Origin of the sequence: Wolbachia endosymbiont of Phyllotreta cruciferae (assembly GCF_918697765.1) — a bacterium.
Classification (GTDB): domain Bacteria; phylum Pseudomonadota; class Alphaproteobacteria; order Rickettsiales; family Anaplasmataceae; genus Wolbachia; species Wolbachia pipientis.
In genome coordinates this window covers 1,486,850-1,505,623 of record NZ_OU953855.1, presented here as the reverse complement: position 1 = coordinate 1,505,623, position 18,774 = coordinate 1,486,850, and the positions used below count along the sequence as shown (strand labels likewise).

Genomic DNA, 18,774 nt, shown 5'->3' with positions numbered 1-18,774 from the left:
TACTTCTAAATTCTTTAAGAAGTATAGAAATAAACCTTATTACATACAAGCCCGTTCGTCAGATATTTGCGCAATTTTCGAAATAGAGCAGTACTGCTTTTATATTGTCTTTACCCGCAAAAAAATTGCACAATTTCTATAATTATGGTATAATAGTAAGGGTATTTTTAATGAATTAGATACAGGAAATGCCACTTACACAGATCATATTATATAGCGTAACATTACTTGCTGTAGCTGCAGTATTTCTCTTTTTGAGAAAAATATACAAAAATCGCATTAGAAAAATCATATTTCCTAGAAAAGTTTTTAAAGAAGAGTGGGAAGAAGACAGAAAATTCAATGAATTATATCAAAAAAATAAGCAAAAAGAGTTGATGAAACAACAAGAAACGCTACGCGAGAAACAAAAAGATGTGCAAGTTTATAAAGAAGATCCAGAAATAGTTGACATAGCAAAACCGGTAGGTAAATGGACAAAGATGGTTATGATGGGTAATGGTTTAATGCAGCGTTTTGCACAATTGATACATAGAGAAGGCGGACAGAAAGGATTTTGGGAGCTGTTTGTAAAAGCTCAGGCTTCAACTCAAGGTAAACATAAGGGGAAGGGCAGATAATCCATGCTTGAATGTGAAAATTTATCCTGCGCTCGTAATAATAAGGTACTATTTAAGAATCTCAGTTTTAAAGCTGAGCTAAAATCAAAGATTCTAATCACTGGTCCAAATGGTAGTGGTAAAACCAGCTTAATTAGAAGTTTATCTGGACTTTTACCGCCGGTATCAGGCAATATAAGGCACTGCGGAAAAGATATATATGATGATCCAAAATCCTATATACCTTCTATGGTCTATATAGGCCATAAGAATGCCTGTAAAGATAGCTTAACTGTTGCTCAAAACGTAGAATTCTGGGCAGGAATACGAAATACTAGAGAATTGATTGTGGCAGCTATTTGTTGCTTGCAGTTGCAACCTGTACTTAATATTAGATATGGCGAACTTTCTGCAGGCTGGAAAAGGAGAGTTGCGCTTGCTCGCCTCTTGATTTCTAATGCAAACGTTTGGCTGATAGATGAACCATTTTGTAATCTTGATAGTGCAACGTGTGAATTAGTGCTGAACCTAATCTCAATACGCTCTGAGCAAAATGGTATAGTAATTATTACAGGGCATAGCTCTACAGAGCAATTGTGTGATTTTACAACGATTGATATACGTAATTTCAATAGACTTCTTGTATAGTTTTTGGCAACAACCGCTAGAAATAAAAAACTTACTTGACAAACTCCGCCAGCTCCCTTATCATAAAACTGAAGCTATTTATTTATCTTCGCAATCTGTGCAGGTTAATGACAAAAAACTTAGGGTATTTGGCGTCTCATGTTTAATTTTTCGCACTACGTGCATCGCATGTCTTTAAAAATTTTTAGGTTTTTACCTATATAAGCCGAAACGCGCTTACAAAGCGTTTAAGACAGCAAAAAACGTCAAATTGACAAGGGAGAATTTGAATGCTAGCTACTATGGGGTTTCTTTGCCTTTTTTCCTGCTTAGTAAATTTCTTAAACACTTGCGGTGTAGGTTAGTTGCAAGTTAAAAGCAGCTAAATCGCTCTTAATCAAGCGTTTTAGAATAAAAAAAACGCCGATATTTTAGTACATAGTAAATAGCCAACCACCACGGGGCTTCTTTTGCCTTTTTTTTCATTTGGTAAATTCCTTAATGTTTATGGCTAAACGACAACCGTCATCCCGCTGCTTGTTAGCGGGATCTAGAGATACCGCGATTCATTCGCGGTATGACGGTTCGCGGTGGCATGACGATAAGCTCGTCATCCCGCTGCTTGTTAGCGGGATCTAGAGATACCGCGATTCATTCGCGGTATGACGGTTCGCGGTGGCATGACGATAAGCTCGTCATCCCGCTGCTTGTTAGCGGCTAAGGGATACCGCGAAGGGATACTGCGAATGAATCGCGGTATGACGGTTAATTATTCTGCGGCGGTATGACGTAGAGCTCGCGTTAGCTATACTTTTATACTCACCAACTCAGTATCCAATCTGGATCCAAGTAGTCAGCTACTTGGATGACAACCTGTTGAGGCTGCGCTTACACATTCCACTTTCTATGCTCACCAAACAAATTTGCTTACTCGCAGCAAAATTTTCTGGATCCAAGTAGTTAGCTACTCGGATGACATCTTTGTGTTTGAGGCAAAACCAGCTATAACATTTCTTCGCAAACAAATGTTCGTACAGTTGTGCGCGTGATGCTGGAATCTAGACAACAATTAGATCCTATTGTCAAGCAATAAGCTACATATGCTATTTATTTAGTAGATTAAATATGAAGTTTAAAACTCTGCTATTGACTTCCTGTAGAACTAGTGAAAACCAAACTTGCTTAAAACCACTTAATTAGTTATAGTTATAAGTTTAGGTACAGTAAAATGACAGCTTTTGTCCCCTTGATTATTTTTTTAATCTTGTATCTTGGAAGTGGTGCTTATTTTTCTTTTATCGGAACTGATAATCCACTTCATCAGGTTTCACCAGTAATCTGCTTATTACCAGCACTATTTTTTGCTGTCTCACGTGGTACAAATAAAATTCAGCATAACATCGATACTGTTATCAAGGGCATGGGTGACAAAAACACCCTTACTATGTGTTTAATTTTTTTATTTTCTGGAGCATTTTCTGCGGTGACTCAATCAATCGGTAGCGCAGACACTGTTGCTAATTTAATTCTTAATTTCCTTCCAGCAAGATTACTGCTACCTGGAGTATTTTTGGCTTCTGCTTTTATTTCAACTGCAATTGGCACATCTATGGGAGTTGTTGCGCTGATGGTACCTATAGCTGTTAATCTGGCAAAAAGTGGAGCTTTTGGTCTCGAAATAGGAACTGCAACTGTAGTAGGTGGTGCCGTGTTTGGCGATAACCTTTCGATGATATCTGATACCACCATTGCATCTGTTTCTTCACAGGAAGCTTCAGCAAAAGATAAACTTAAAATGAACTCTAAAGTTGCACTTATTGCCAGCATTATAACACTCATCTACCTAGCAGTTGCCTCAAATAGTACAAAAATTATTTCTATATCAAATTTAGATTATTATTCTATAATAAAAATTATTCCTTACATTTCTTTAATAATCATGGGGCTGCTTGAAGTCGCCACTTTAGTAACAATAACTATAAACATAATTATTGCTGGTGTGCTAGGAATAACTTTTTTTGACTATGCTATCATTCAATTTCCTCATGACGTGTATGACGGTTTCAAAAAAGTAAACGAAATAGTGATATTTGCTCTATTTATCGGTGGATTGAGCCATATAATGTACAAGCAAGGTCAAAAAGCGTTGCATAAACTCATCGATGAAAGCAATATCACAAAAACTAAAGCTGAATTTGTGATAGCAGGAATTGCGTCTATGTTTACTACCTTAGTTGCCAATAATACCATTGCTATTTTACTAAGTGGTGGCATTGCAAAAAGGCTTGCACAAAAACACAGTATTGCACCACATCGCAGCGCATACTTATTAGATGTTTTTGCTTGTGCTACAAAAGGTATCTTACCTTATGGTTCCCAACTATTGCTAGCAGGTAGCATCGCCTCTGTATCACCTATTTCTTTATTAACACAGGTATATTATTGCTTTATTCTAGCGGCAGTTACAATAGGCGAAATAATCATCAACAGCAGAAAAGAGAAACATTGTGCGGCTGCAACTTAGAGTTTCTCTTTTTTTACCCATAAGGAACGGAATTACTTGACACCCTTCGCCAACCCCCTTATCATGAAACTGAAGCTATTTATTTATCTTCGCAATCTGTGCAGGTTAATGACAAAAAACTTAGGGTATTTGGCGTCTCATGTTTAATTTTTCGCACTACGTGCATCGCATGTCTTTAAAAATTTTTAGGTTTTCATCTATATAAGCCGAAACGCGCTTACAAAGCGTTTAAGACAGCAAAAAACGTCAAATTGACAAGGGAGAATTTGAATGCTAGCTACTACGGGGTTTCTTTGCCTTTTTTCCTGCTTAGTAAATTTCTTAAACACTTGCGGTGTAGGTTAGTTGCAAGTTAAAAGCAGCTAAATCGCTCTTAATCAAGCGTTTTAGAATAAAAAAAACGCCGGTATTTTAGTACATGGTAAATAGCCAACCACCATGGGGCTTCTTTTGCCTTTTTTTTCATTTGGTAAATTTCTTAAACATTTATAGTTGCAATTTAAGAGCCCGTAAAGGGTGTCATTCCAGTGCCCCTGTGATGTATTCCAGTGCTTGACACTGGAATACAGTTTTCCATATAATCTCATCGAAAATGTTGTAACCACTTTCCATGCTAGTTTGCTTGTTCACAAGCAAACTTTTCTGGATCCCAGTGTCTGGGCACTGGGATGACAAGAGAAGGTACTAGCCTGACACCCTGACAACCGTCATCCCGCTGCTTGTTAGCGGGATCTATGCTAATGCCCTTTTATTCTTTCAATTATGTTATTTCCATTTAAATCTGTCTGTTCCGCAACTTCAGTGAATACAGTTGAATACTCCCTAAAACTGATCGTCATAACTTTACCCTACTTTGAATAATATTTTGATCATTACATATTGTAACAAAAAAAAATCAACTCATTTCTTCTAACGGCTCTATATTAAAGATAGAAAGTCCAGAAGCAATGACGTGTGCTAAGGCTTGGACAAGTTGCAGCGGTGAGATCTTTCTTATATTTTTAATTGTGTAATCTTCTGTGTTTGTAAATGTTTTTTCTATACCCCACTGCAGTAATAAGTACTTTACGTTCTGAATGATTTATGATGTAAATTATACGGTAGTTGCTAACCCTTATCCTATATTGCCCTCTAAAGCTATGACATAAAGGCTTTCCTAGATTAAAAGGATCAACTGTAAGGCGTTTCTTTATGGCCTCCTGAACCATTAATTTAATCTTTGCCGGAAGAGCTGGAATTTCTTTTTCAATAACATTTTTTAAGAATTTTATAGTGTAAGTTTTATTTCCAGATGTTTTCATCATCCTCTACTTCTTCTTCACCTTCAGAGAGGCGATCGTCAGCTATTTTGGATAGCTCTACATCTTCTTCGAACTCTTCTTCCACTAAATCTACTAAAACTTCAGGAATAGTTTTATTTTGAGTCTCTGCCATTTCTGTAAGATACTGAGCCAATTTACTGTCAAAACTTACATTAACATTGAGCTTTTTTTGACTGTGAGCCATATATTAACCAGAAAATACTACTATAAACTATAACATTTTTACTTAATTTTGTCAACTTCTCTATTCGTTGAAAAAACAATCTTGCATAAAAAAATCAACTCATCTCTTCCAAAGGCTCTATATTGAAGATAGAAAGTCCAGAAGCGATGACGTGTGCTAAGGCTTGCACGAGAAACATTCTTGCAGCGGTGAGGTTTAAGTTGTCTTCCAGTATAAAACGCATGTTTAAATCACTCTTGCCATACCCCCATAAAACGTGAAATGCTTCTGCAACTTCAAGTAAGTAAAAAGTAATTCTGTGTGGCTCACAAAGCCTTGCCGCTGTTTCTACTACATCTGGCCACTTTGCTAAGGTTTTTATGAGGAAGAGCTCCCCATCGGTCTTTAAAAATGAAGGGTCTGCTGTTGGGAGCTCTTTTGGAGCATTACGCATTAACGAATGAGCACGAGCATGCGCATATTGCACGTAAAAAATAGGGTTGTCTTTTGACTGTTCTTTAACTTTAGCAAAATCAAAGTCCAAGACCATATCATTCTTGCGTGTTAGCATTATAAAACGAGTTATGTCCCTGCCAACTTCTTCCACTACATCCCTTGCTGTGAGGAAATTTCCTGATCTTTTGGACATCTTAACAGGTTTGCCATTCTCGAAAAAATTCACAATATTATGCAGTTTTACCTCTATTTTTGCTTGATCATCACTTAGCGCAGAGACGACTGCTTTAAGTCTTTTGACATAACCGCCGTGGTCACTACCAAGCTCTACGATCATATTGTTAAAACCACGCGATATCTTATCAAAATGGTAAGCGATATCCGAGGCAAAATAAGTCCAACTGCCGTCCTCTTTCTTCAATGCACGGTCAACGTCATCACCAAATTTTGTAGAGCGAAATAGCATCTCTTTTCTGGAAGTCCAATTTTCGCTTTCTTTGCCTTTTGGTTTCTCCAGGTACCCTTCATACACTAGACCCTTGTCAGACAATATCTTTATACTCTCTTCAATTTTGCCACTTTTTTGTAGCTCATACTCTGAAGTAAAAACATCATGATTTACTCCAAGTAAGTTCATGTCTTCCTTTATGATTTCTAAGATAGAACTTAAAGTATAGTCTCTAATCACTTGATTATCTTGCTTTTCTAGAAGCTCTGCGCCATATTTTTTAGCCAGCTCCTCCCCTATCGGTTTTAAATATTCACCTGGGTATAAACCTTTTTCTATACTGATTTTTTCTCCCAGAGCTTCTTTGTACCGCAGATATACTGACTTTATTAGTGTATCTATCTGCGCTCCAGCATCGTTAATATAGTATTCCTTAGTAACTTTATAACCAACTTTTTTCAATAAATTTGCCAGAACGTCACCAAATACTGCCCCTCTTGCATGACCAATATGCAGTGGACCAGTTGGATTTGCAGATACAAATTCAACATTGATGGCCTGATTGTTCCCTATATCTAGGGTGCCAAACTCTGTTTTTAGCTCATTTATTTGTTTTAAAATCCCATGCCATACTTTTATTTTTAAGTGTATGTTGATGAAACCAGGGCCCGCTATTTCCACTTTTGCAACTTCATCAAAAAGTTCAAATTCTTTGGCTAAAACCTCTGCAATTTCAATGGGATTCTTCTTTTCATGCTTTGCGAGTACCATAGCAACGTTTGTGTAAATGTCTCCATGTGCTCTGTTACTTGGGGGTTCTACGATAAAGTTTGTTGTATCTGTATTTATAATACCCCTTTGCTTCAACTCGTTTAATTTACTCAAAATTAAGGAAGAAGCCCTTTTGAAAATGTTCATCAACTAGAAAAACTATGAAAACCTCCAACAATATAGCGAATAAGTGGGGCTAGTTGAAGGTTTATCTTAACTATTTTATTTTCCTGGATCAGAGTTTATATTAAGTCGTTGCCGTAACCATGGTAAGAGAAAGCCATACCTTCACTGTAACCATCATTACCAGCATCAGGCTCTTCAACATCATCAGGTTCTTTAACATCATCAGGCTCTTTAACAGCATCGGGCTCTTTAACATCATCAGGTTCTTTAACACCATCAGGTTCTTTAACATCATCAGGCTCTTTCTCTTTCTTTAGTTCATTCTTAATATTTTCTTTCAGTTCATTCTTAGTCTTATCATCAATCTCAAACTTAAGACTTTTCTCCAGTTCATTCTTAATATTTTCTTTTAGTTCATTCTTAGTCTTATCATCAATTTCACACTTAAGACCTTTCTCCAGTTCATTCTTAATATTTTCTTTCAGTTCATTCTTAGTCTTATCACCAATCTCAAACTTAAGACTTTTCTCCAGTTCATTCTTAATATTTTCTTTTAGTTCATTCTTAGTCTTATCATCAATTTCACACTTAAGACCTTTCTCCAGTTCATTCTTAATATTTTCTTTCAGTTCATTCTTAGTCTTATCACCAATCTCAAACTTAAGACTTTTCTCCAGTTCATTCTTAATATTTTCTTTTAGTTCATTCATAGTCTTATCATCAATTTCACACTTAAGACCTTTCTCCAGTTCATTCTTAATATTTTCTTTCAGTTCATTCTTAGTCTTATCATCAATCTCAAACTTAAGACCTTTCTCCAGTTCATTCTTAATATTTTCTTTCAGTTCATTTTTAGTCTTATCATCAATCTCAAACTTAAAACATTTTTTCAGTTCATTCATAGTCTTATCATCAATCTCAAACTTAAAACATTTTTTCAGTTCATTCATAGTCTTATCATCAATCTTACACTTAAGATCTTTACCGCATTTATCATAAATCAACTTACTCTTATTGACTTTACAATCATCCAACTTTGTGAACAAATTAATTTTCAACTTATCACTGACATAGCACGTATCAAGTGGCAATATACGTACATGATTTGCATTTTTTTGATTCGGACAAGAAAAAGTATTCGTTGGCATAAAATATCTCCATTAGTAAATAAAATTATTAAAAAATTAACCATAAGATGGAAGCGTGTACTAACAATGTACACATTGTATTACTTTTATATAATATGAACAGTGCCTTCTAACACTGACATATTGTGGGTAGAAAAAAAGGCTTCAGCACTTTTTGCATCTAATATAGAAGAGTTTATTACTTCTACACATTTATCACATACAGAATTGTTTTCACAACTGCCCACAAGTTTACCATCTATAACCTGAAGGTTGTTTTTAGCATTCTGAATAATTTCTGCACATTCTTTAAACTTGTAGCCTGTTGGCTTTTGGGTCTCAATATCAATAATATCATCAACGCGAATTCTGGACTAAGGAAGGAAGAAAGTATAGGAAATAGAAGGCTTTTTGGATTTGATGGAATAGGAAATGAGAGTAGAAAAGATATGAACCAAAAAATTAACAGGGGATCTATGGCGAGTGTGTTCAATTTCTAGTCTATTTTTTAGGTAACCAAAAACAGTCTCAATGATAGACCTTTTTCTCAGTAAAATCTTCTCATTTAGCGAAATTAATGCATTTTTCATACCTTTTTTCACCTTGGTAACAAGTTTCAAACCTCGGTCAAACAGCTTCTGAAAAAGCTCTTTTGCAATATAACCTTTGTCACCAAACAAAAGGCCGGTTAATTTTCCCGTCAGATTTGGCACAGGTATCCTATCATCAACATTGCCTTTTGTTAGCGTAAGTGCATGAATTTCACCATTTTCATTGATTACCATATGTAATTTGAAACCAAAAAACCAGCCGTAAGTACTCTTGCTTAATTTTGCAATTCCAGCAAAAACTTTGTTTTTGGATATTCTTTTTGCATGACAAACTGCAATGGGAGTTGTGTCTATATATGAAATTCCAGTGTTTTCTGACTGTCCACAAAGCCAATGCAACAACATTGCTAAATGCCACAAAACCCTAGGCTTTAGAGCAACAAACCTGGTATATGAAGGCAACTTTGGAAACTCTGATTTGTAGAGCAACGTTAGGTAATGTAGGTAGAAAGTTTTGAAATTTTTACACGGAGATTGTTGATATAGCAGGATTATTGTCATGATTTCGGAGTGCTCAATTTCCGTTATTCTTGTGGGTTTTTTACCATTTGGCAGTAGTTTACCTGCAAAATTTTTCTCTATATCTCTGCAAAAATCATCGACCAAACAAAACAGTTTTGTTATATCTTCCATGGGTAACCTCATCTATTTTTTTATAACTGCTGAGTTTACCCTGTTTTCTTGCCTTTTCTATTCTCCTTTAATCCAGAATTCGCGTTTTATAACATTCAGCAAGATTCTCTGCGTTTATCAGATGAATTAACGATTAAATTTCAATCGTTTATCTTGCCTGGCTCTTACTGCTATCTGATTTAGTTTTCTTTGCACGTTATTCCAACCTCCGTTGTATTGGCATAGCAATTCCTAAACCAGTCACTATATTGCTGACCGCTTCCCCTTGTATGTGGCTTTCCCACACTCTGAGTACTATCAATCAGTCCGACTTCCTTTATATCTTCCGTCAGTACTCGCCTTTGTTGACTTGTTCCAACGTACCTTAATAGGAATACAAAGGATCTCCCAAGTTTACGTAAACTCCATCTCAACACGTGATACGGCCTCAGATCCCGATAGAGTGAGTGATAACTTGCCCTATTGTTACCCTTCTTGCTGTCTTCCACTATATGCAACGTGTCGACCTCTATGACATCGAGAATTTCGGGACTCAATACCTTCACTTTCGTTGTACCCTGTGTTGTCCATTCCACTAGCTTTACTACGCTCGTTACCTTACGCAGCATAGTGGTTTGTTCCAGCCTGCTGGCTAGGCTTTGCCTGGGTTGGATTTTCACCAACTGGACTTTACGCACTTTGCTTGGCGCACGCATGTTTCACCTAAAAAGGACACATTTTAAACTTCTTTGTTGAAATAAAATAGAAACAAAAGTGCTGTTTCCTGCGGCTTCTGGATAATTTAATGGTAAAAGTTTTAGAGAGAAATTTTATACACTATCGCTGATATTTTTCCTTAAGTTGACGCCATTGCCTGAACACTTACCTAATGATGAAGCTATCGAAAACATAGCAAAGAGACTTCAAAAATCTATAGACGATGCAAAAAAGCACAAGGTCATGTTTAGTGTTGATGTATTCCAAGGAGAAAAAAGTCATCAATAATAGATTATTCGATACTGGTCTTATACCACCTCATGGAGCAAGATAAAAATGTTACTGAGACTGGAAAAGAAAAACTACGGCCTCTTATGTTAGAAATGTTTAATCTAGTTTCAACAGGCACTGATGTGAGCCAAGAAGTTCGGAGATTATTGCCAGAAGATATACTGAAAGAACGCGGCGAATATTTGTCACGTCTAAAACAAATTGTAAGTGATAGTATTGAAAATGACAAAAAAAAGGAATTGTAGTAGAAAGAGATAATAAATTTTATTATGTACAGTGTCCAGAAAAAAGTGTGATCACTCCTGCAAAATTTATGAACTCCCCGGAATTTAAGGCTTACTATTACCCACAAATATAAATGTTTGTTGCATAGCTCTTAATGGCATAACTTTTGCTTGAAATAACTGTTTATATGGTGCAATTTACAGCTTTTAGTTGCTAAAATTATAACTCTTAGTTTAATAATTTTAATCTAATAAGCTTTCAGGTTAATAAAATTAAATTATTTGAGTAAATACAATACTATGTTTTTATTTGTGGGTAATAGTAAGAATTTAAGGACTTAGAATATGGTGCATTGCGAATAGGAGAAGGAGATAATCTAATCTGAATAAAAAGCTGGCAATATCATGATATGCAAGGCAAAGTAAAAATGACCTTTAGGGTAGGCGATGAAAAGATCGAAATGATTTTATCTTCTGAAAAAGCTGAAAGTTTTGGTAAAATAATGGTACATATGGATGACAAAAGTTGTGAAATCTTCTCAAAGTACCTAAAAGAGCTAGAAAAAGAACCTCGTATAAGCAAGGTTGTTGAAGCTGCTAAAAGTTTTGCACAAACGAAAAGCAGTGCAGTTAGTCCACCTCTTTCTAATATGAAAAGTGTTGACACATCGCAACATTTTCAAAGTAGTGACCATGAATCACCAGAGCATTAACAATTATCATACATACATTGTTGCATATAGCAATAGTGTATGTGTATAGTTAGTAGGGTTTGTAAACTTAATAAAGTCTACAACTAATTTGAAAACTACTTTATTGTATGCAAGACTTTAAAATACTAGAAAATCTAAAAACCAAAGCACTAGAAGCTGAAAAAGGAGGCGGTTCTGACAGGATTACCAAACAACATGAAAAAGGGAAATTAACTGCTAGAGAAAGGCTCAGTATATTGCTCGATGAAAGTTCTTTTGCAGAATACGATAAATTCGTAAAACATCATGCAAATGATTTTGGCATGCAAAATGCTAATTTTTTAGGTGATGGGGTAGTGATTGGTCATGGTACTATTTATGGCAGAAAAGTTTTTGTTTATTCTCAGGATTTTACTGTCTTTGGTGGTTCACTTGGTGCGTCACATGCAAAAAAAATATGCAAAATTATGGATATGGCAATTAATGCCAGAGTTCCAATTATCGGACTAAATGATTCTGGTGGAGCCAGAATTCAGGAAGGAGTAAATTCTCTTGCTGGTTATGGAGAAATTTTTCAAAGAAACGTAAATGCATCGGGTGTTATACCACAAATTTCTTTAATTATGGGCCCATGTGCAGGAGGTGCAGTTTATTCCCCAGCATTAACTGACTTTACTTTCATGGTGAAAAACAGTTCATATATGTTTATAACCGGGCCAGATGTAGTAAAAAAGGTTACCTACGAAGATGTAAGTTTCGAAGACCTCGGTGGAGCAAAAATTCATACAAGCAAAACAGGAGTAGCGGATTTTGCATTCAATAATGATGTTGAAATGCTGCTAAAAATGCGTGAATTCTTTACTTTCTTACCAGCAAATAATCAAGAATCACCAAAATCTGCACCAATCTGTAATGATGTTGATGACATTGATGAATCCTTAAACACTCTAATTCCTACCAATCCTAATACTCCTTATGATATGTATGAACTCATTGAAAAAGTTTGTGATGAAAGGAATTTCTTTGAACTGAAACCTGATTTTGCTCGTAATATCATAACTGGTTTTGGTAGAATTGGAGGAAATACTGTCGGTATTGTTGCAAATCAACCTATGCACCTTGCAGGATGTTTGGATATTGATTCTTCAAGAAAAGCTGCGAGGTTTGTAAGGTTTTGTGACGCATTTAACATTCCGATCATCACACTTATTGATGTTCCAGGATTTTTGCCGGGTACAAATCAAGAATACAATAATATAATACAACACGGAGCGAAACTGCTTTACGCTTACGCTGAAGCGACCGTGCCGAAAATTAGCCTTATCACTAGAAAAGCGTATGGTGGTGCATACATTGTTATGAATTCGAAACATCTAAAAGGTGATATAAATTATGCCTGGCCAACTGCTGAAATAGCTGTGATGGGCCCTGAAAGTGCAGTTGAGATTATATTTCGACACGAAAAAGATCAGCAAACGTTAATTAAAGAATATAAAGAAAAATTTGCTAACCCATTTTTTGCTGCATCATATGGATACATTGATGACATTATAGTGCCAAGTAAAACAAGGTATCACTTTTGTAAAGCATTAGAGCTACTCAAAAACAAGAAGGTAGAAAGGATATGGAAAAAGCATGACAACTTACCTCTGTAACTTTCTTCTAAGCCTTGCTTACAAGTTATGCAATATTATAAGTATAATCAGTGTGCCGTTACCAAGACTCGAACTTGGGACCTCGTCATTACCAATGACGTACTCTACCACCTGAGCTACAACGGCAAGTTTATATATTATGATAATGAATAACACAAAAAAGAATAAGGAAAAAGAAGAAGAGAGAAAAAGATTGGCAAAAGCTTTAAAGCAAAATATTTTGAAAAGAAAAAAGCAGCAACAGAGTAGACAGAGAACCCTTTCAAAACTCGTTTGTGGTGAGGAATTTTTAGGAGAAAGCACCGCAGAATACTCGAATGTATTTGAGAACGACAAAATTACCATCAGAAACTTAAGTTTTGAAGGAGGTATCATGCCAGAACTACCGGAAGTGGAAGTAATCTCTAATTTTTTGCTTGATAAAATTAAAAACAAGCAAATCAGTAATGTTATAGTGAATAATTGGAATTTACGTGCCCCAATAACAAAAAATATTGATGATATGCTAAAGGGCAAAGTCATACGCAACATCAAGCGTAGAGGTAAGTATACCATCTGGAATACAGATGGTAGTGTGGCTGTAATCATACATCTTGGCATGAGCGGAAAGCTTATATATGCTGACCACGATCAAATGCGGAATAAGCATGATCACGTGGTATTTTTATTTTCTGACAATACTTCAATAATTTTTAATGACCCAAGAAGATTTGGATTAGTTATCGTTTTAAATAAAGAACAAGAAACGGATTTTTTTAGCGATTTTGGAATAGAGCCCCTCACGGATGAATTCAGTGGAGACTATTTACAGGAGTTGCTGAAAAACAAAAAAGTGAATATCAAATCAGCGTTAATGGACAATAAATCAATAGTTGGCGTAGGCAACATATATGCTTCTGAGAGCTTGTTTAGAGCCCGTATATCACCACTCAGGTCAGCAAAAAACTTGACCTATAGAGAGTGCGAAAAACTTGCTGCTGAAATAAAAAATACTCTGAGTGATGCAATTGCTGCAGGTGGTTCAACACTGAAAGATTATGCACAGCCATCTGGATCTGCTGGATACTTTCAAAATAACTTTTACGTATATGGTAAAGTTCAAAAACCTTGCAAGATTTGCAATAATATCATAACACTTATACGACAAAATGGCCGTAGCACTTATTTTTGCAACGCGTGCCAGAATTAAGATTTTATTTTTTGATATGATATTTTCACCTGAAAAAGATCCATTTGATTTGTTTTCAAAGTGGTACAAAGCAGTACTTAATTCTCCGTGTAAACAACCAACTGCAATGACGCTAGCAACTTGTAGCAAAGACTGTATTCCATCTGCAAGAGTAGTATTACTAAAGGAATACAGCAAAGAAGGTTTTGTGTTCTTCACTAACATAAATAGTAGAAAAGGAAAAGAATTGACCGAGAACCCCAAAGCTGCGTTAGTGTTTCATTGGATAGAATTTGCTAGGCAAGTGCGAATTGAAGGAGAGGTTAAACTTCTAAACGATGAAAGAACTGACAAATACTTCTCTTCTCGAGCGCTGGGTAGTCAAATTAGCGCATGGTGCTCAAAACAATCGAGCATTCTGAAAGATTGGCAAGATTTTGAGCAAGCTATAAAATTGAAGGAAAAAGAATTTCACAATACACAAGTTTCTCGTCCTGATTTTTGGGTGGGATTTTGCGTAATCCCAAAAGTAATTGAATTTTGGCAAGAAGGTGAATATAGGAAGCATATTAGATTTAGATACACTCTTGTTGAGGGAAGCGATTGGAAAGTGGAACAACTATATCCTTAAAAATGGTTGCGGGAGTAGGATTTGAACCTACGACCTTCAGGTTATGAGCCTGATGAGCTACCGAGCTGCTCCATCCCGCGTCGTTGCTTATTTAGTTATTATATATACAAATAATGAAAAAAGAAAAATAAAATTTCACCACATGCAAATATCGACACACTTATTAACTTTTCTTGACATAATAGTTAGTTATATACGTAACAATCTGCGCAATGAACAATATAACTTGATACTGTGGTTTCCTGTTTTTCAGTGTGTAGGAATTCTAACCTATTTTTCCCTAAGTTTTGAACCAAGCTGCATATCTATTTTTCTTTTGCTTTTACCCACACTAATTTTGATTGCAATATTGTATAAAAGGTACGCGATATTGTGTATCGCTTTAATTGCAGTGCTCATAGGATTTACAGCTAGTAAATTAAGAACAGCTTTAGTTGATACTCAAATTCTTGATAAAGAGAGATATGTAAAAGATATCGTTGCCACAGTGAAGGATATTAACGACAGGGGCTCATATAAACAATTTCTGCTTTCTGTTGAAAAATCCCCTACTATCTCAAAATCCTCTCCTGTCATCCCAGCGCCCCCTTTTGTCATCCCAGTACTTGATACTGGGATCCAGAAAAAAAAGATATGGATTCCAGCGTCACGCGCTGGAATGACACCGGATAGAGCTCTAGATAACATCAGAATATCAGTTAGAACCAAAGTGGAAAAAGGCATTAAAATAGGCGATCAAGTAAAATTATCAGCAAAACTCTTCCCTCTAAAGATTGCGCCCTCGGAGTATGCATACGATTTTGCAAGAATAGCATATTACCAGAAAATAAGTGCAACAGGCTTTGCAACAAGCAAAATAGCCCTGCACAAAAAGGCTGAAGCAAGGAAATTTCAAGAATATATAGAATCTTTCCGTCAATACATTTATGAAAACCTGCAGCAAAATATCAAGAAACCACATGCGGATATAATCTCTGCATTACTGATCGGTAAAAAAGATGGCATAGATCAAAAAACTATGGACGCGATACGAGATTCAGGTATAGCACATTTGTTTGCCATATCTGGTTTGCATTTATCATTCGTTGCTGGTCTGTTTTTTGTAGTGTTTCGTAATTTATTCGCAATATCTGAAACTTTGACTCTTAAGTATAACACCAAGAAAATATCTGCATTCCTTACTATCTTGCCAACCACGTTTTATTTGTTGATTACCGGTATGCAAATTTCTGCTCAGCGTGCCTACATCATGGTGATTTTAGTACTCGTTGCAATAATGATAGAGAGAAAATATCGAGGGTTAATAGCAATTGCGTTTGCTGCTTCAGTGATACTCTCAGTAGAACCAGAAGCAATTTTAAAGCCTGGCTTTCAGATGTCATTTTCTGCTGTTTTGGCACTGGTTGCCAGTTATCAAATTAATGCTAATAAATTATTCAAAATAAAAATAATGAAATATTTTGTGTCGATAATGATCAGCCAATGGCGTCAACTTAAGAACTTTCATTAGCAAACTCTCCTAAAGACATGATGGCGTTTGGGCTTATCTACCTTATCGCGGCTATACAATCGTCCCGGTCGGATTTTAACTTTAGCGCGTATACTTGCTCTATCAAAAAGGGCTTGAAAGTTTTTTGGCGCAATAAGTACCTGATAGAGTTTCTGCCTCATTACACCAAATAAAACCGAAAAATTTAAACGATACTCAGCAATTTGATCTGGATTCCAAGGCCCTTGTGCATCACACATATGAAGCGACAATATATTACACATGACTAAGTTTGCCCAAAATTCTTGTAATACAGCCTCTAAATTTACGCCAGAAAAATTCTCTAACTCTGCACCTATTTTGAGTCGTTTATAGCACTCCTCTATATGCCACCTTAATACATAAGCTTTGCTGATATCTTCCAAAGTAAATTTTTCTCGATCAAAAAGTGAAGTAACCAATACCTCTGTTTCTCCGTTGGCTAATGTCAGCACTATTACTCTTACTTTCTGTCCTTTCATTTTATTTTTTAGCTTTTCATTTTCTAATATAAAATCGAAATCTAATTCTCCAGATGCAATTCGTTCCCATAGCTTGCTATAATTTCTTTTTTGCAAGCGAAAAATAAAATCTACTTCCAAATCATAATGCTGCTGAATGAATTTTACTGAAGACGATCATAGATAAATAATAATTTCTTTTGATTTAATGAACGCATTTGAGTGATAACTTCGGGTAATTGCTCTTCCGCCAACGTTTGTTCACCTATATTCCAAGCCGCAAGACGAGCACTACAAATCAGCGAAGTACACAAATCAACAAACAAATTGCCAATGGTGGCATTGTGCCTGTTGTTCCATTTGGTTTAAAGCGGCCAAACTCGGATACAATTTCCTCAGAGCTGGGTAATCTCATACCAGAACCATCTGCTTCAATAAGCCTATAGCCTCTCCAACTCAGGCTCATCTTGATAGGCTGTTTGGATGCTTAAATTCTTTAAAACCTGTATGACAAATCTTATACCTTGCTTTAGAAAAAGCTTGCTTTGAGGGTACATGTCAATGGCTCCATAAGTTCACATTCTATTCCCAAACTTTTTTTAACTAACTTTAAAATCATAGAAAATACTGTCGAAAAAGGAAGTTTTCTTGTTCGTGTAAAACTGTTTTTTCCAACACAATGGATTCTCTGAAAAGCTTTCGAGTATATTATATTTTTAATTTGTAGAATAAGATTTTTTCCTTTTTGTTTGGTAGAAGTCATAGTTTTAAATCCTCCTGATTAAGTTTTATCGCTATGACTCCCCCACCAGAACCGTGCTTGCAGCTTTCCCGCACACGGCTCCACAATGTAGTATTCACAGCATTTCCTATTTTGTATATAATGAGTAGCATATTCTTGGTTTTGGTAATGGATTAACTTGTAGATAGTGTATAAATTGCTTTGAATTCATACTCTTCTTCTGACTACGTCGGTTTATCCATTTATACGCTAGCTTGATTACCCGCCAGAAGAATTTATTCAACCACCGGTAATTTCCGCTAACTCCGAAGTAGTTATAGTGTCCTGTTAGTTTTGCTTTAAGTATTGACCACCAATCTTTAAGGTGAACTTTATTTCGGATCTTTTTCACCCATTCTTTGATTTCTTTAAGTTTTCTAGATAGATTTTCTTTCGAGGTTTTATGACCTACCATTACTCTACCTTTACGACTCCTTGTACCATAATGGGTGAATCCTAGAAAGTTGAAACTTTCCGTTTTTCGTTTCTCCCTTATTCCTTGTTGCCACTCCTTTTTGCCAAACTTTACTATTCTTGTTTTGTCTTCAGATATTTCCAGTCCAAATTTTCCTAGCCTTTGTTTCAGTGACTCTAAGAGTTCTCTAGCATCTTTTTCTCTTTCGCAGCAAATCAGGTGATCGTCTGCATACCTAACTAGCTCCATATAACCTTTAGATCTTAGCTTGAATTTCTTTTCAAACCACAAATCCAGCACATAATGCAACTATATATTAGCTAGTATAGGACTTACTATTCCCCCCTGAGGTGTGCCTAGTTCAGTTGCTTCATAATGTCCTGCTTCGACTACTCCTGCCTTAAGAAATCGTTTTACTAACCACAGTATGTTTGGGTCTGTTATCCGTTCTCTCAAGCATCTCATTAGCCATTTGTGCTGGACATTATCAAAGAATTTCTTGATATCAACTTCTACTACATAGTTAGTTGGTCTGTACATAACTGCTTTATTTAGTGCATTTACCGCTTGATGACAGCTTCTACCAGGACGAAAACCATATGAGTTATCCAGAAAGTTAGCTTCATAAATATTTTCTAATATCTTCTTCAGCATTATCTGGACTAACTTATCTTCTGTAGACGGTACTCCAAGCCCGCGTTTCTCTTTGCTTCCAGCTTTTGGTATATATACTCTTTTCACTGGTTGCGGTTGATATCGCTTTCTTTTCATACTATCCACCAGAGTGTTGAGCTTCTCTTCAAGATTTTCTCCATAAGCTTCTAC

General features: G+C 35.9%; 14 protein-coding genes, 2 tRNA genes and 3 pseudogenes. 10 read left to right on the top strand and 9 right to left on the bottom strand.

Features of this window, described 5'->3' with window-relative positions:
- The first annotated feature begins 188 nt into the window (after positions 1-188).
- From NL281_RS06955 to NL281_RS06945, 3 genes are all read left to right on the top strand, one after another.
- Entirely contained in the window at positions 189-620 is a 432-nt protein-coding gene (locus NL281_RS06955; protein ID WP_174515653.1) for a hypothetical protein, read from the top strand.
- Positions 621-623: 3 nt separating this feature from the next.
- Positions 624-1,247 (top strand): heme ABC exporter ATP-binding protein CcmA, encoded by a 624-nt coding sequence (gene ccmA / locus NL281_RS06950; RefSeq protein WP_155968378.1) that lies wholly within the window; start codon positions 624-626, stop codon positions 1,245-1,247.
- Between the two features lie 1,207 nt (positions 1,248-2,454).
- A complete protein-coding gene (locus NL281_RS06945) occupies positions 2,455-3,750 on the top strand; it encodes a Na+/H+ antiporter NhaC family protein (protein WP_006280467.1) in 1,296 nt (431 codons plus the stop codon).
- Between the two features lie 1,001 nt (positions 3,751-4,751).
- Here NL281_RS06945 and NL281_RS06940 read toward each other — a convergent pair.
- The 5 genes from NL281_RS06940 to NL281_RS06920 all read right to left on the bottom strand — a co-directional run bounded on the left by NL281_RS06940 (position 4,752) and on the right by NL281_RS06920 (position 9,407).
- Positions 4,752-5,051, bottom strand: a complete 300-nt coding sequence (locus tag NL281_RS06940; RefSeq protein ID WP_010962566.1) for a type II toxin-antitoxin system RelE family toxin — start codon at positions 5,049-5,051, stop codon at positions 4,752-4,754.
- Complete coding sequence (locus NL281_RS06935; protein WP_010962565.1) at positions 5,032-5,256, bottom strand: hypothetical protein; 225 nt, start codon at positions 5,254-5,256, stop codon at positions 5,032-5,034. Before NL281_RS06935 ends, NL281_RS06940 begins: the two co-directional genes overlap by 20 nt.
- A gap of 94 nt (positions 5,257-5,350) precedes the next feature.
- Entirely contained in the window at positions 5,351-7,057 is a 1,707-nt protein-coding gene (gene argS, locus NL281_RS06930) for an arginine--tRNA ligase (protein WP_253303230.1), read from the bottom strand.
- Positions 7,058-7,152: 95 nt separating this feature from the next.
- Positions 7,153-8,094, bottom strand: coding sequence for a hypothetical protein (locus tag NL281_RS06925; protein ID WP_253303229.1), 942 nt, complete (start codon positions 8,092-8,094; stop codon positions 7,153-7,155).
- 443 nt (positions 8,095-8,537) lie between these two features.
- Complete coding sequence (locus NL281_RS06920; RefSeq protein WP_253303228.1) at positions 8,538-9,407, bottom strand: IS982 family transposase; 870 nt, start codon at positions 9,405-9,407, stop codon at positions 8,538-8,540.
- Between the two features lie 840 nt (positions 9,408-10,247).
- Here NL281_RS06920 and NL281_RS06915 point away from each other — a divergent pair.
- The 4 genes from NL281_RS06915 (at position 10,248) to NL281_RS06900 (ending at position 12,965) form a co-directional block, all read left to right on the top strand.
- Complete coding sequence (locus NL281_RS06915) at positions 10,248-10,391, top strand: hypothetical protein (protein WP_236514430.1); 144 nt, start codon at positions 10,248-10,250, stop codon at positions 10,389-10,391.
- Between the two features lie 32 nt (positions 10,392-10,423).
- A complete protein-coding gene (locus tag NL281_RS06910) occupies positions 10,424-10,639 on the top strand; it encodes a hypothetical protein (RefSeq protein WP_233641024.1) in 216 nt (71 codons plus the stop codon).
- A gap of 389 nt (positions 10,640-11,028) precedes the next feature.
- Complete coding sequence (locus NL281_RS06905) at positions 11,029-11,331, top strand: hypothetical protein (RefSeq protein ID WP_231115838.1); 303 nt, start codon at positions 11,029-11,031, stop codon at positions 11,329-11,331.
- A gap of 107 nt (positions 11,332-11,438) precedes the next feature.
- Positions 11,439-12,965: an acyl-CoA carboxylase subunit beta gene (locus tag NL281_RS06900; RefSeq protein ID WP_015589410.1), complete on the top strand. Its 1,527-nt coding sequence runs from the start codon at positions 11,439-11,441 to the stop codon at positions 12,963-12,965.
- Between the two features lie 53 nt (positions 12,966-13,018).
- Here NL281_RS06900 and NL281_RS06895 read toward each other — a convergent pair.
- Positions 13,019-13,091, bottom strand: a tRNA-Thr gene (locus tag NL281_RS06895).
- Positions 13,092-13,338: 247 nt separating this feature from the next.
- On the opposite strand from NL281_RS06895, the gene mutM reads away from it, so the two are divergent.
- Complete coding sequence (gene mutM / locus NL281_RS06890; protein WP_010963068.1) at positions 13,339-14,154, top strand: bifunctional DNA-formamidopyrimidine glycosylase/DNA-(apurinic or apyrimidinic site) lyase; 816 nt, start codon at positions 13,339-13,341, stop codon at positions 14,152-14,154.
- Between the two features lie 16 nt (positions 14,155-14,170).
- The gene (gene pdxH, locus NL281_RS06885; RefSeq protein ID WP_253303227.1) at positions 14,171-14,764 is read left to right on the top strand and encodes a pyridoxamine 5'-phosphate oxidase; all 594 of its coding nucleotides are present in this window, start codon (positions 14,171-14,173) and stop codon (positions 14,762-14,764) included.
- A gap of 3 nt (positions 14,765-14,767) precedes the next feature.
- Here pdxH and NL281_RS06880 read toward each other — a convergent pair.
- A tRNA-Met gene (locus NL281_RS06880) sits at positions 14,768-14,844 on the bottom strand.
- A 62-nt stretch (positions 14,845-14,906) separates the two neighbouring features.
- On the opposite strand from NL281_RS06880, the pseudogene NL281_RS06875 reads away from it, so the two are divergent.
- Positions 14,907-16,244: pseudogene (locus NL281_RS06875) on the top strand (ComEC/Rec2 family competence protein); the annotation flags it as partial.
- 26 nt (positions 16,245-16,270) lie between these two features.
- Here the strand turns inward: NL281_RS06875 and NL281_RS06870 are convergent.
- Positions 16,271-17,516 (bottom strand): annotated as a pseudogene (locus tag NL281_RS06870) (IS4 family transposase).
- A 106-nt stretch (positions 17,517-17,622) separates the two neighbouring features.
- Positions 17,623-18,720, bottom strand: a pseudogene (ltrA, locus tag NL281_RS09320) (group II intron reverse transcriptase/maturase).
- Positions 18,721-18,774 lie beyond the last annotated feature (54 nt).